This window comes from Sphingomonas changbaiensis NBRC 104936, from assembly GCF_000974765.1.
Taxonomy (GTDB): Bacteria; Pseudomonadota; Alphaproteobacteria; order Sphingomonadales; family Sphingomonadaceae; genus Sphingomonas_B; species Sphingomonas_B changbaiensis.
The window spans coordinates 71,899-84,484 of sequence record NZ_BBWU01000042.1 but is presented as its reverse complement, the minus strand read 5'-3'; the positions used below and the strand labels follow the sequence as shown (position 1 = coordinate 84,484).

Here is a 12,586-nt window from a genome sequence, read left to right as displayed (position 1 = left end):
GTTTTTGCAACAGTCTCTGGACGATGTGACATTGACGCTACGGCATGCTAGCCACGCGTCGGGCGACATGGAGATCGATGATGCCGGTCTTGGGAATCGGGGGCCTGTTCTTCCGTGCAGAAGACCCGGCCGCGCTCAATAGCTGGTATCGCGAGCATCTGGGGGTGGGCGCGGGCTGCTCCGCCGATTCCGGTCCGGCCGACGAATGGACGTGGCGAACCCAGGGCGGCCCGACCGTGTTCGCGCCGTTCAATCACGACACGGACTATTTCGCAGCCGACAAGCAATGGATGCTGAACCTGCGCGTGTCACAGATCGACGCGTTGCTGGGTCGATTGCGCGCCGCCGGGATCGAGGTGATCACCAACGCCGAATGGGATGCGCCGGAAACCGGCCGCTTCGCCCGTATCCACGACCCCGAAGGCAACGCAATCGAACTGTGGGAACCGCCCGTGTGACCCACCTCAGCGTCCGCGCGGCCCGGTTGGCCGATAGCGGACGGATCGGGGAAATCCATGTCGCTGCGTGGCGGGAGGCTTATGCCGATCTGATGCCGCCGGCTCGACTTGCGGCCCTCAACGTCGGCGAGCGAGCAGCGCAATGGCACGGCCAACTGGCGGCAGGAACCGCGCGCGGCATCGCCGTGGCCGAGATGGACGGCGCCATCGTGGGATTTGCCTCCTGCACCCGCCAGCGTGCCGTGGAGCTGGCCGCGGCCGGCTTTTCGGGCGAGGTCGCGGCGATCTACGTGCTTCGCGTGGCGCAGCGACGCGGCGCCGGCCGGCTGCTCATGCAGGCCATGGCCCGCCGCCTGATCGCAGAGGGTTGCCGCAGCATGGCTTTGGGTGCTGACCGCCAACGCTCCGGCCCGCCGCTTTTACGAGCGGCTGGGCGGCGATGTCGTTGCGGAAAGGTCGGACGGAGGCGATGACGAGCTGGCCTATGGCTGGCGCAATCTCACGCCTCTGCTGGGGCCGGCGCGGAAGGGCGCGGCGTAAATACGCGCCGCCGAGCCGCGGATGAGCGCGCGCTCATCCGCTGCGGCTCACTTCGGCGCGAGCACCATCAGCATCTGCCGGCCTTCCATCCGCGGATGGGCTTCGACCTTGGCGATTTCGGCGGTCTGTTCGGCGACTCGCTGCAGCACCGCCATGCCGAGCTGGCCATGGCTCAGCTCGCGGCCGCGGAACCGCATCGTGACCTTCACCTTGTCGCCCTCTTCGATGAACTCGACGACCTTCTTCATCTTGGTGTCGTAATCATGGTCGTCGATGTTCGGACGCATCTTGATCTCCTTGATCTCCTGCGTCTTCTGCGACTTGCGGGCGAGGTTGGCCTTTTTCTGGGCCTCGTATTTGAATTTGCCGACATCGAGGAATTTGGCGACCGGCGGATCGGCGTTGGGCGACACTTCGACAAGGTCGAGACCGACCTCGCGCGCCTGCTCCATCGCTTCGCGGGTGTACATCACGCCGAGATTCTCGCCATTCTCGTCGATCACCCGAACCTTCTGGCTCTGGATGAACTCGTTGAATCGCGGGCCGGAAAGGGCCGGAGGCGCCAGCGGGCGCCGCATCATGGGGGGACGGATAGGTTAGGCTCCTGTTGGTTGTTGCCTGCGCTATATAGTCACGCGGCCCCTGCAACGGAAGCGGGGCCGCGCGGTTCCGTGCCGCCTGTGGCGCGAATGCGTCAGTCGGTCGGTTTCGGCACCGGCCAGAGCGCGTCGGCTGGCCGTTCCAGCACCCGCGCGGCGGCCGGATGAAGCACCGCGGGCGCCAGCCGGCCGGCCCTGGTCGCGGCGCCCAGCCAGGCCTCGATCGAGCCGCCCTTCTCCGCCCAGCCGTCCTGCCGCAACAGCCCGTAGAGTCCCGCCGCCAGCACATGCATGCCGTCATCGGCCTTACGCCAGCGGTCGGCCGGATTGCGCGCGACGCCCAGCGCCTCGCTGATCATCTGGTCGAGCGCTTCGCACATATCCTCGTTCAGCAGGCCCTCCAGCGTGGTGTAGCCCCATTTCGGGTCGTGCTCGCGGACGATGCGGGTGATCAGCGGATCCTTGCCGAGCGTCGCGAGCGCCGCCTTGGCGACAGGCCCATCCATGGGGACGGGCGGGTGCAGCATCTCGTGCGCGGCGATTCTGACCGTCGTCGCGACGTCATAGTCCGCGGCCTGGAGGAACGCCTGGCCCTGCACCTTCACCCCGTGCGGCTTGGAAAATTGCAGCAGGTAGATGTCGATCGCCGGATCGAAGGTGCGGCCGGTCAGCTTGCGCTGCCATTTGATCACGTCATAGCCGGCCAGAGCGCGCTGGACCTCGCCGATCCGCGGCCCGAGCTCGCCGGTGCGCGCCTTGCGGAAGCCGCTGAAGTCCGCTGCCCGCATCGCCTCGAACACTCGGCGGATGCGGGGAGCCGTCTTCGCGAACCAGGCCCAGTTGTCGGCGTCCCAATAGCTGCTCGCCTGGTAGGAGGGCCGCACGGTCCGTTCCGGATCGGCGAGCGCCGCGATCACCGCGTCGATGCTGGTGAGCGGGATTCCGGACAGGAATGTCGTGAGACTCGGCCAGAACAGCCCCACCGCCGGCTCCGCCTCCTGCCACAGCGCGACGATGTCGGTGCGGATGTCCGCCGGCAGCTTGGCGGCGAACGCATCGGCGTCGGCCGCGTAATATCTGCGGTAAAGGTCGCGTCCGGACAGCGGGCCCAGAAAGGCGATCGCGTCGAACCCTTCGGATTCGCGCACGCGCCAGTCGGTCGCGGAGGCGGGCTGGGCCCAGAGCGGGCGAAGGGGGAGGGCAAGGCCCGCGGCAGTGGCGGCGGCAAGGAAGGTGCGACGGTTCATGACCGCCAAGCTAGGCGGACGGCCGCGTCCCGGATTGAACGGACTGCACCTTCAGCCGCTGCGGCGAGGTGCCGGTCATGTCGGAAACAGCGCGCGTGAAATGCGCCTGGTCGGCAAAGCCCGCCTCCGCAGCCAGGCCCGCAAGCGTGCCGTTCCAGCCCGCCATGCGCCTCAGCGCCGCCTGCGTCCGCTGCTCCAGCCGGTAGCGTTTCGGGCTGACGCCAAAGGCCTGGCGGAAACCGCGGCTCAACGATTGCGGGGCAATGCCGATCCGGTTGGCCCAGTCGCCCAGCGCGATCTCCTCATCGCCGGATAGGGCGTCGGCGAGCAGGTCGGGCCAGTCCGTTGGCTGCGCATCCAGCACCGTCATCCTCGCTGCAACCAGCGAGGCCGCCGCGACGGGATCGCGTTCCGCCATCCGGGCGACCAGGTCAGGGTCGTCGACGCGCCCATACCGCGCGATTCCGCCCGTCAGCGGCAGGTTCAGCACGGTGGCACCCGCGCGGCCGAAATCGTCCTGATGGGCGTCATAGCTGCCGTGCAAGATCACGTCGCCGGGCCTGGCGGCGATCCGCGCCCCGGCGCCCGCCTCGACATAGCTCCCCGCCAGCACCAGCGCGACATAGCCTTCGGCATGGCGATGCCGCGCCAGCCGCTCGCCAGCTGCGTGGCGGGTGAGCGAGGTCACCCCCTCCGCAAATCCGGCGGCACCGCTTCGGCGGAAAGCCAGGCGACGGCCTCGTCGAGCGTCATGATCCGCTGGCCTTCCTGGCCAAGCGTGCGGATCGCGACCTTGCCTTCCTCGGCCTCGCGCTTGCCGACGACCAGCAAGTGCGGGACCTTGGCCAGGCTGTGCTCGCGCACCTTGTAGTTGATCTTCTCGTTGCGCAGATCGGCCTCGGCGCGGATGCCGGCTTTCTGCAGCGCATCCAGCACCTGCTGCGCATAATCGTCCGCGTCGGACACGATCGTCGCCACCACCGCCTGCACCGGCGCGAGCCATAGTGGAAAGCGCCCGGCATAATGCTCGATCAGGATGCCGATGAAGCGTTCGAAGCTGCCCAGGATCGCGCGGTGCAGCATCACCGGCCGGTGGCGGTTGCCGTCCTCGCCGACATAGCTCGCGTCCAGCCGCTCGGGCAGCACCGTGTCGGTCTGCATCGTGCCGACCTGCCAGGTCCGTCCGATCGCATCGGTCAGGTGGAACTCAAGCTTCGGCGCGTAAAATGCGCCTTCGCCCGGCAGTTCCTCCCAGCCGAATTCCGGCGTGTTGCGACCGGTGACGGCGACCGCGTCGCGCAGGCTCTGCTCAGACCAGTCCCACATCGCGTCGCTGCCGAAGCGCTTGTCGGGCCTCAGCGCCAGCTTGATCGCGTAATCGGGAAAGCCGAGGTCCTTGTACACGCTGTCGAGCAGGTCGCAGAACAGCGCGACTTCCTCGATCAGCTGATCCTCGCGGCAGAAGATGTGCGCATCGTCCTGCGTGAACTGCCGGACCCGCATCAGGCCGTGCAGCGCGCCGTGCGGTTCGTTCCGGTGGCAGCAGCCGAACTCCGCCATGCGGATCGGCAGGTCGCGGTAGCTCTTGATGCCCTGGCGGAAGATCAGCACGTGCGCCGGGCAGTTCATCGGCTTCAGCGCCATCATGTCGGCATCGCCGGACAGGATCGGCGCGTCGTCCTCGGTGCCCGGAATCTCGTCGGGCACCACGAACATGTTCTCGCGATACTTGCCCCAATGGCCGGACTGCTCCCATTGGCGCGCGTCCATCAGCTGCGGAGTCTTGACCTCGCGATAGCCGGCCGCGTCGAGCCGGCGGCGCATATAGGCCTCCAGCTGCCGCCAGATGATATAGCCCTTGGGATGCCAGAAGATGCTGCCCTGCGCCTCGGGCTGCAGGTGGAACAGGTCCATTTCCTGCCCGATCTTGCGGTGATCGCGCTTGGCGGCTTCCTCCAGCCGGGTCAGATGCTCCTGCAGCTGCTTCTTGTTCAGCCAGCCGGTGCCGTAGATGCGGCTCAGCATCGCGTTCTTCTGGTCGCCGCGCCAATAGGCGCCGGAAACGCGCGTCAGCTTGAACGCCTGCGGGTCGAGCTTGCCCGTCGAGGCCAGATGCGGCCCACGGCACATATCGAGCCACTCGCCCTGGCGATAGACGGTCAGCTCCTCGCCCTCGGGCAGCTCGCCCGCCCATTCCGCCTTGAACGTCTCGCCGTGCGCGCGGAAATGCTGGATCAGCTGGTCGCGCGTCCAGACCTCGCGGACAAGCTTTTCGTCGCGCGCGATCACGCGGCGCATCTCTTCCTCGATCGCCGGCAGATCTTCCTCGGTGAACGGGCCATGCTCCGCGCTCGGCGCGAAATCGTAGTAGAATCCGTCCTCGGTCGCCGGACCGAAGGTGATCTGCGTACCCGGGAACAGGTTCTGCACCGCCTCGGCCAGCACGTGCGCATAATCGTGCCGCACCAGCTCCAGCGCGTCCGCCTCGTCGCGCGCGGTGATCAGCGCCAGTTCGGCGTCGTAATCGATCGGCCGGTTGAGGTCGCGCACCTCGCCGTTCACCTTGGCCGCCAGCGCCGCCTTGGCCAGCCCGGGTCCGATCGCCGCGGCGATGTCGCCCGCGGTCGTCCCCAACGCAACCTCGCGCGCGGAACCGTCGGGAAGGGTGATGCGGATCATCTCGGACATAGAGCGCGCATGTAGCGACGCCGGGGGCGCGCCTCAAGAAGCACCTCTCCCGTGGGGAGAGGTCGAGTCAGCGCGCCAGCGCTGACCGGGTGAGGGGATCGTGAGTATCCGGCAACGGCCGATCCCCTCACTCCGCTCGCGCTGTCGCGCGAGTCGCCCTCTCCGGATGGGGGGGGTCCGTTACTTAACCCATTGCCAGTAAATCCAAATGCAGACAGGATGCCGGCAAACGGGGGAGGGGCATCATGAATATCGAACGGCAGGGCTTCGACGCGGCCGCGCCTGACAGCGCATTCCGGTTCACCGGCACCTGGCGCGAGTTCGCGCCGATCGCCTTCACCAACCTGCTGCTGACCATCGTCACATTGGGCATCTACCGCTTCTGGGCGCGGGCGAGAGAGCGGCGTTACCTATGGAGCCGCACCGAGTTCATCGACGACACGCTCGAATGGACCGGCACCGGCGGCGAGATGTTCAAGGGCTTCGTCGTCGTGATGGCGCTGCTGCTCCCCGGCATCCTGTTCCTGCGCTTCGGCATGCAGGCGATGATCCTGCGCGGTCAGGCCGAAATGGCCGGGCTGATCGCGGCTGTCCTATATATCGGCTTCTTCTATCTGATGGGCGTCGCCCGCTACCGCGCGCTCCGCTATCGCCTGTCCCGCACCTATTGGCACGGCATCCGCGGCGGTGGCGATCCCGGCGGCTGGGGCTATGGCTGGTCCTATCTGTGGAAGAGCGTGGCCGGCTGGTTCGCGCTTGCACTACTCGTGCCCTGGTCGATGACCCAGTTGTGGAACGAGCGTTGGAACCGGATGAGCTTCGGTCCTCACCGGTTCGAGTCCTTCGCCGATACCGACGGCTTGATCGGCCGCTGGATTTTGATCCTGCTGAGCCCCTTTCTGGTAATGCTGGCCATGATCCCGGTGGTTGTTGCGCTGATCTTCCTCGGTGCCCTGGCCGGGTTTGCGGCCGGAGGGTCGGCCGCGAATCCCGGCCTAATGACCTATGTTGCCGTGCTGGCGATCGTCGTTGCCACTTACGGCCTGCTCGCTTTCATCGGTGTCGGCTATTTCGCCGCCTATGCGCGCAAGGTGATTGATCGGTTGGAGCTCGGCGATCTGCGCTTTGCCTTTACGGCAGGCTCGAAGGACTGGCTGAAGCTGTTCCTCGGCCATGTCGCGGTCGTCGTCGGGACGCTCGGGATCGGCTTCGTTTTCCTGTCCTACCGGAATTGGTCGTTCTTCATCCGGCATCTGGAAGCGAGCGGGGACGTGGAACTCGAGTCCCTGACCCAGTCGCCCGATACCAGCGCGACCGACGCAGAGGGGCTTGCCAGCGCGTTCGACATCGGCGCGATCTGAACCATGGCCCGCGCCTATCTCTATGACGGCGCGACCGCGATCCGGCACAAGGTTCGGATCGAACCGGACGAAGAGGGGCTCCTCCTGTCGCAAGAGGATGGCTGGTCCGATGCTGTGCCGCTCGGCCGCCTTGCGGTGTCGGACCACAGCGGATCGGGCTTGTCGTTGGTTCGATCGGACGTGGAGGGGTGGCGGCTGCGCGTCCCCGCGCCGGTGCCGGCGGAGATCGACCGGCTGTTTCCGCGGCGTCAGGGCTATGGCCGCTGGATCGACCGGATCGGTCTGTGGCGGGCGGCCGGGGCATTCGGCCTGATCTCGGCGGTGGTGCTGGCGTCCGGCTATTTCGCACCGACTCTGCTCGCGCCGCTGGTGCCGCCATCGATCGAGCGGGCCTATGGCGAGGCGTTGGTCGGCGATTTCGGCGGCAAATACTGTTCCTCGCCGGCCGGAGACGCTGCCCTCCGCAAGCTGACAGCCGAGCTCGATTCCGATCCGCGGGACCTGAACGTCCGCGTCGTCGACGTGCCGGTCGTCAACGCGGCGGCGTTGCCGGCGGGCAATATCGTGATTTTCGACAAGCTGTTTGAGGAAGTGGACAGCCCTGACCAGCTTGCCGGCATCCTCGCGCACGAGATCGCGCACGTCCGCCGCCGCCACGTCACCGCGGCGATGCTGCGCGAGTTCGGGCTGGGCATGTTCGCCACCGCGCTCGGCGGCAGCACGGCGGGGCGGGTCGACGGATTCGTGTCGCTCAGCTTCACCCGCCGTGCCGAGGCGGAGGCCGATCAGGGTGCGATCGACATGCTCAGGCGCGCGCGCATTTCGCCCGCGCCGACGGCCGCATTCTTCCGCAAGCTGAAGGCCGTCGAAGGGGATGAAAGCCGCCTCGCGCCTGCCCTCGCCTATCTTTCCTCGCATCCGCTGTCGTCAGCGCGAGAGAAGAAGTTCGAACGGGCGGCGCTCAGGAACGCCTCCTATCGTTCCGCCCTCACTCCGCGGGAATGGACCGCGCTCCGCGCGATCTGCTCGGATCGTGCGCCGACCGACGACTGAGGCTGTCCTACAGGCCCGGCCCTGTGTTAGGGCATGGCTGCGCGCCTTCGGGCGCCGCGGCGAGGACGGGAATTTTCGGGATTCCATGTGAATGTCGTCCATGTTGTCCGCGTCGACCAGGTGGATGCTGAGGGAGAGACGATGTTCGCCAAGCTGTTCCGCGATCACCCCGCCGAGGTCGGCGAGACCTATGGCGAACATTTTGCGGCCGCCGGCGGCTTTGGGCTGAAGATGATCGCGGGCGGCGCCGCCTGCGTCGTCCACGCGCTGGTGCCGGGTCTGTTCGTCACCACCGGCAGCGGGACCGTCAAGAAGCTCTACGACCAGATGGTCGCCAAGCGGGCGGCCAAGCGCGCCGCGAATATCGAGATGCGCTCGATCGAATGGGTGATCTGAGCCGATGCGGCCTTGGGAACACGGTTTGGCCTGAGCTTGTCGAAGGCCTCCCTTGTTTTTGAAAATCGCAAAGAATGGAAGGGAGGGCTTCGACAAGCTCAGCCCAAACCGTGTTGGATGAGGCCCGTTGAACACTCCCACACTCCTTGAACGCCCCGATCGCCCGCGCCTGGCCTATCACCTACGCGAAGGCCGCGGTCCCACCTTCGTCTTCCTGCCCGGCTATGCGTCGGACATGGCGGGCACCAAGGCGGTCGCGCTCGATGCCTGGGCGGAAGCGGAGGGCCGGGCCATGCTCCGCTTCGACTATTCGGGGTGCGGCGAGAGCGAGGGCCGTTTCGAGGACGGCACGCTCGCCGTCTGGCGCGACGACGCGCTGGCGCTGATCGACGGCGTGACCGAGGGCCCGCTGGTGCTGGTCGGGTCGTCGATGGGCGGATGGATCACCCTGCTCGTTGCCGAGGCGCGGCCGCATCGCATCGCCGCGTTCATCGGCATCGCCGCCGCCCCCGATTTCACCGACTGGGGCTTTTCCCAGGATGAGAAGATGGCGCTGCTCGCCGAGGGCCGGCTGGAACGCCCGTCCGACTATGGCCCGCCGCTCGTCACTACCCGCGTCTTCTGGCAGTCGGGCGAGGGCTTGCGGATGCTGCACCGGGAGGTCGCGATCGACTGTCCCGTGCGCCTGCTCCATGGCCAGCGCGACCCGGACGTGCCTTGGCATCATTCGACGCATCTTGCCGGCCAGCTTCGTTCAGCCGACGTCCAGACGATCCTGGTCAAGGACGGCGATCATCGCCTGTCGCGTCCGCAGGACCTCGACCTGTTGATCCGGGTGGCCGCCTCGATCGTTGAGATGACGCCATGATCCTGCTCCCTCTCCTGCTCCAGGCCGCTGCGCCCGCGCTGGACTGCGCCCAGCTGCTGAAGACCGATCCCGCCAAGGCGCTCGAAGTCGCGAACGGCCGCATCCTCCAGGGCGGCGGCTTTTCGGCCAAGCAATGCGCCGCGCTCGCCTTTGCGGCGATGGAGAAATGGCCGGCCGCGGCCGTCGCGTTCGAGCAGGCGGCCCGCGAAGCGGAGCATGACAGGATCGCGGTCGCGGCCGATCTGTGGGTGCAGGCCGCAAATGCTCATCTCGCGGCGAACCAGCCGAAAGAGGCGGTCGGCGCGCTCGATGCGGCGCTGCTGACCGGGTCGCTGTCGGGCCAGGCCAGCGGCGAAGCGCATCTGGATCGCGCCCGCGCCGAAGTCGCGCTCGGCAAGCTGCCCGAAGCGCGCAGCGACATGGACGACGCACTGAAACTGGTGCCGGAGGACCCGCTCGCCTGGCTGCTGTCGGCGTCGCTGGCGCGGCGGATGGGCGTGCTCGATCGCGCCCAGGCCGATATCGATCACGCGGCGCAGTTGTCGCCCGACGACTCCTCGGTTGCGCTTGAGGCGGGGCGGATCGCGCTCGCGGCCGGCGCGCCTGCGGCAGCGCGCGTGGCGTTCGAAGGCGCGGTCAAGAACCAGCCCGGCAGCGTCGCGGCTCGTGCCGCCCAGGCAGAGCTTGACCAGCTCGGGCCCGCGGCGCAGCGGAAATGACGCCATGAAATATCTGCACACGATGATCCGCGTCAGCGATCCGCAAGCGACGATCCGCTTCTTCGAGCTGATCGGGCTGAAGGAAGTCCGCCGCTTCGACAATGAGGGCGGCCGGTTCACGCTGATCTTCCTCGCCGCGCCCGGCCAGGAAGGCGTCGCCGAAGTCGAGCTGACTCATAATTGGGACCCGGAGGACTATGGGGGCGGCCGCAATTTCGGCCACCTCGCCTACCGCGTCGACAATATCTACGAGACGTGCCAGCGGCTGATGGACGCCGGCGTGACGATAAACCGCCCGCCGCGCGACGGCCATATGGCCTTCGTGAAGACGCCGGACGGCATTTCGGTCGAGCTGCTGCAGGACGGCCGGCTCGATCCCGCCAAGCCCTGGGCGTCGATGCCGAACGTAGGGACCTGGTGAACGGCTGGCCCGCCAGTCCGCTGCGGGACCGGCTGGGCGTCGCCCACCCCATCATCCTCGCGCCGATGGCCGGCGCTGGCGGCGCGGAGCTGGCTGTCGCCGTCGCGCGCGCCGGCGGGCTTGGATCGCTCCCCTGCGGCATGGCCTCCCTCGATCAGATCGAACGGGAGGTCGCGCAGTTCCGGGAGGCCGTCTCAGCGCCGCTCAACCTCAATTTCTTCTGCCACACCCTCGACGAACAGGTCGACGACGGCACCTGGCGCGCGCTGCTCCAGCCTTATTATGCAGAGTTCGGCGCCCAACCCGCCGCTCCGCCGCCGCTCCGCCGGCCCTTTTCCGCCGAATGGGCCGATCTGGTCGAGCGGCTGCGGCCGGAGGTGGTGAGCTTCCATTTCGGCCTGCCCGCCCCGGACCTGCTCGACCGGGTGCGCGCGACCGGTGCGTTCGTGATCGGCAATGCGACGAGCCTCACGGAGGGGCGCTGGCTGACGGAGCGCGGCGTCGATGCCGTCATCGCGCAGGGCTGGGAGGCAGGCGGTCATAGCGGCTATTTCCTGACCGACGCGCCCGAGCAGATCGGCACCTTCGCGCTGGTCCGCACGCTCGCCGCGTCGCTGGACGCGCCGGTGATCGCCGCGGGCGGCATCGTGGACGGGCGTGGCATCGCCGCCGCTCTGACGCTCGGCGCGTCGGCCGTGCAGCTCGGCACCGCCTTCCTCCGCGCGCCCGAAACCCTGATCGCCGAACCTTATCGCCGGGCTCTGGCGAGCGACCGCGCCGAGCATACGGTGATGACGAACCTCATTTCCGGCCGGCTCGCGCGGGGAATTCCCAATCGGCTGATCGCGGAGCTTGGCGCCGTCCGTGCTGAAGCTCCCGCCTATCCGCACGCCTCCTCGGCGCTTGCCCCGCTCCGGCGCGCGGCAGAGGCGGCGGGTCGAGACGATTTCACCCCGCTCTGGGCCGGACAGGGGGCGCTGCTGACCCGGACTGAAGCTGCCCGTGCGACGGTGGAGCGGCTGGCGGGAGACGCGTTGCAGGAGCTCACTCGATGACGCTGGAGATCGTCCGCATCCCTGTCCTCAGCGACAATTATGTCTGGCTGGTCCACGAGCCCGAATCGGGCGAGACGATGGTCGTCGACCCGGCCGTGGCGGCGCCGGTGCTGGATGCGGCCGATGCGCGCGGCTGGCGCATCACCCAGATCTGGAACACGCATTGGCACCCCGATCACACCGGCGGCAATGCCGAGATCAAGGCGGCGACCGGCTGCACGATCACCGGCCCGGCTGCAGAGGCTGCGCGGATTCCGACGCTGGACCGGCAGGTGCGCGAAGGCGATCGCGTCCGCCTCGGCACGCTCGAGGCCGACGTGCTGGAGATGCCGGCCCACACCGCCGGCCACATCGCCTACCGCTTCGCGCCGGAGCATGTGATCTTCGTCGGCGATACGCTGTTCGCGATGGGGTGCGGCCGGCTGTTCGAAGGCACGGCCGAGCAGATGTTCGCGAACATGCAACGCCTGTCCGCCTTGCCGGAGGATACCCGGGTTTATTGCGCCCACGAATATACGCTGTCGAACGGCCGCTACGCGCTCGTCGCCGAACCGGACAATGAGGCGATCGCCGCGCGCATGGCCGAGGTCTCGGCCGCCCGCCAGCGGGGGGAAGCGACGGTGCCGACGACGATCGCGCAGGAGCGCGCGACCAATCCGTTCATGCGCGCCCGCGACGCCGTTCAGCTTGCCGAAAGGCGCGCCGCCAAAGATACTTTCCGGGGGTGAGGCGTTCTGCTGTTCGACAAGGCAAGGAGGCCCGTCATGCGCAACCTTATCGGTATCGTTCTGATCGGAACCAGCGCGGCCCTGCTGGGCACCGCCGCGCTCAGCCAGACCGGAGACCACGCGGTCGAGCGCGACCTGAAGATCATGGACCAGTGGCTCGCCGGCAAGCAGCCCGGAGAACCAGTCAGCTGCATCCCGCAGCGCCAGATCCGCTCGACCTATTACGTCGGCGGACAGACGATCCTCTACAAGATCAGCAACAATCTGGTCTATCGCAACGACCCGCCGGGCGGCTGCCCGGGGCTCAACAGCAACCTTGCGCTCGAGACGCACACGCCCACCGGCATGCTGTGCAGCGGCGATATCGCGCAGGTGAGGGATTACACGGCGGGCTATTCTCCCGGCGGCTGCGCGCTTGGCCAGTTCGTGCCGTACCGGACGGCCAAATAGCCC

General features: G+C 67.7%; 15 protein-coding genes. 11 read left to right on the top strand and 4 right to left on the bottom strand.

Features of this window, described 5'->3' with window-relative positions:
- Positions 1–80: 80 nt before the first annotated feature.
- Together SCH01S_RS11005 and SCH01S_RS16170 are read left to right on the top strand one after the other, a co-directional pair.
- The gene (locus SCH01S_RS11005) at positions 81–458 is read left to right on the top strand and encodes a VOC family protein (RefSeq protein WP_046348905.1); all 378 of its coding nucleotides are present in this window, start codon (positions 81–83) and stop codon (positions 456–458) included.
- Positions 455–931 (top strand): GNAT family N-acetyltransferase, encoded by a 477-nt coding sequence (locus SCH01S_RS16170; RefSeq protein WP_169746390.1) that lies wholly within the window; start codon positions 455–457, stop codon positions 929–931. The genes SCH01S_RS11005 and SCH01S_RS16170 overlap by 4 nt, the downstream gene beginning before the upstream one ends.
- 114 nt (positions 932–1,045) lie before the next feature.
- On the opposite strand, the gene infC is transcribed toward SCH01S_RS16170, so the two are convergent.
- From infC to thrS, 4 genes are all read right to left on the bottom strand, one after another.
- Positions 1,046–1,579, bottom strand: a complete 534-nt coding sequence (gene infC, locus SCH01S_RS11000; RefSeq protein WP_046348853.1) for a translation initiation factor IF-3 — start codon at positions 1,577–1,579, stop codon at positions 1,046–1,048.
- A 113-nt stretch (positions 1,580–1,692) separates the two neighbouring features.
- Positions 1,693–2,844 carry a twin-arginine translocation signal domain-containing protein gene (locus tag SCH01S_RS10995; protein WP_157032901.1) on the bottom strand — a complete coding sequence of 384 codons (1,152 nt, stop codon included), beginning with the start codon at positions 2,842–2,844 and terminating at the stop codon, positions 1,693–1,695.
- 10 nt (positions 2,845–2,854) lie between these two features.
- Complete coding sequence (locus SCH01S_RS10990; protein WP_046348851.1) at positions 2,855–3,532, bottom strand: helix-turn-helix domain-containing protein; 678 nt, start codon at positions 3,530–3,532, stop codon at positions 2,855–2,857.
- Positions 3,529–5,532, bottom strand: coding sequence for a threonine--tRNA ligase (thrS, locus tag SCH01S_RS10985; protein ID WP_174436037.1), 2,004 nt, complete (start codon positions 5,530–5,532; stop codon positions 3,529–3,531). The genes SCH01S_RS10990 and thrS overlap by 4 nt, the downstream gene beginning before the upstream one ends.
- Before the next feature lie 245 nt (positions 5,533–5,777).
- Here thrS and SCH01S_RS10980 point away from each other — a divergent pair, with 245 nt between their 5' ends.
- From SCH01S_RS10980 to SCH01S_RS10940, 9 genes are all read left to right on the top strand, one after another.
- On the top strand, positions 5,778–6,893 hold the full coding sequence (locus SCH01S_RS10980) for a YjgN family protein (protein ID WP_046348850.1): 1,116 nt from the start codon (positions 5,778–5,780) through the stop codon (positions 6,891–6,893).
- A gap of 3 nt (positions 6,894–6,896) precedes the next feature.
- Positions 6,897–7,946 carry a M48 family metallopeptidase gene (locus SCH01S_RS10975; protein WP_046348849.1) on the top strand — a complete coding sequence of 350 codons (1,050 nt, stop codon included), beginning with the start codon at positions 6,897–6,899 and terminating at the stop codon, positions 7,944–7,946.
- A gap of 87 nt (positions 7,947–8,033) precedes the next feature.
- Complete coding sequence (locus SCH01S_RS10970) at positions 8,034–8,342, top strand: DUF6356 family protein (RefSeq protein ID WP_369385548.1); 309 nt, start codon at positions 8,034–8,036, stop codon at positions 8,340–8,342.
- Between the two features lie 127 nt (positions 8,343–8,469).
- Positions 8,470–9,210, top strand: a complete 741-nt coding sequence (locus SCH01S_RS10965; protein ID WP_046348848.1) for an alpha/beta fold hydrolase — start codon at positions 8,470–8,472, stop codon at positions 9,208–9,210.
- Entirely contained in the window at positions 9,207–9,929 is a 723-nt protein-coding gene (locus SCH01S_RS10960) for a tetratricopeptide repeat protein (protein ID WP_046348847.1), read from the top strand. Before SCH01S_RS10965 ends, SCH01S_RS10960 begins: the two co-directional genes overlap by 4 nt.
- A 4-nt stretch (positions 9,930–9,933) precedes the next feature.
- On the top strand, positions 9,934–10,350 hold the full coding sequence (locus tag SCH01S_RS10955; protein WP_046348846.1) for a VOC family protein: 417 nt from the start codon (positions 9,934–9,936) through the stop codon (positions 10,348–10,350).
- A complete protein-coding gene (locus tag SCH01S_RS10950; protein WP_046348845.1) occupies positions 10,347–11,405 on the top strand; it encodes an NAD(P)H-dependent flavin oxidoreductase in 1,059 nt (352 codons plus the stop codon). The genes SCH01S_RS10955 and SCH01S_RS10950 overlap by 4 nt, the downstream gene beginning before the upstream one ends.
- A complete protein-coding gene (gene gloB, locus SCH01S_RS10945) occupies positions 11,402–12,133 on the top strand; it encodes a hydroxyacylglutathione hydrolase (protein ID WP_046348844.1) in 732 nt (243 codons plus the stop codon). The genes SCH01S_RS10950 and gloB overlap by 4 nt, the downstream gene beginning before the upstream one ends.
- Positions 12,134–12,169: 36 nt before the next feature.
- Positions 12,170–12,583, top strand: a complete 414-nt coding sequence (locus tag SCH01S_RS10940; protein WP_052733905.1) for a hypothetical protein — start codon at positions 12,170–12,172, stop codon at positions 12,581–12,583.
- Positions 12,584–12,586: the final 3 nt, after the last annotated feature.

Bases quoted from the DNA above. Each gene is read 5' to 3' on its own strand.
- SCH01S_RS11005 (WP_046348905.1), top strand. From the start codon at position 81: ATGCCGGTCTTGGGAATCGGGGGCCTGTTCTTCCGTGCAGAAGACCCG.
- infC (WP_046348853.1), bottom strand. From the start codon at position 1,579: ATGATGCGGCGCCCGCTGGCGCCTCCGGCCCTTTCCGGCCCGCGATTC.
- SCH01S_RS10995 (WP_157032901.1), bottom strand. From the start codon at position 2,844: ATGAACCGTCGCACCTTCCTTGCCGCCGCCACTGCCGCGGGCCTTGCC.
- thrS (WP_174436037.1), bottom strand. From the start codon at position 5,532: ATGTCCGAGATGATCCGCATCACCCTTCCCGACGGTTCCGCGCGCGAG.
- SCH01S_RS10980 (WP_046348850.1), top strand. From the start codon at position 5,778: ATGAATATCGAACGGCAGGGCTTCGACGCGGCCGCGCCTGACAGCGCA.
- SCH01S_RS10975 (WP_046348849.1), top strand. From the start codon at position 6,897: ATGGCCCGCGCCTATCTCTATGACGGCGCGACCGCGATCCGGCACAAG.
- SCH01S_RS10960 (WP_046348847.1), top strand. From the start codon at position 9,207: ATGATCCTGCTCCCTCTCCTGCTCCAGGCCGCTGCGCCCGCGCTGGAC.
- SCH01S_RS10955 (WP_046348846.1), top strand. From the start codon at position 9,934: ATGAAATATCTGCACACGATGATCCGCGTCAGCGATCCGCAAGCGACG.
- gloB (WP_046348844.1), top strand. From the start codon at position 11,402: ATGACGCTGGAGATCGTCCGCATCCCTGTCCTCAGCGACAATTATGTC.
- SCH01S_RS10940 (WP_052733905.1), top strand. From the start codon at position 12,170: ATGCGCAACCTTATCGGTATCGTTCTGATCGGAACCAGCGCGGCCCTG.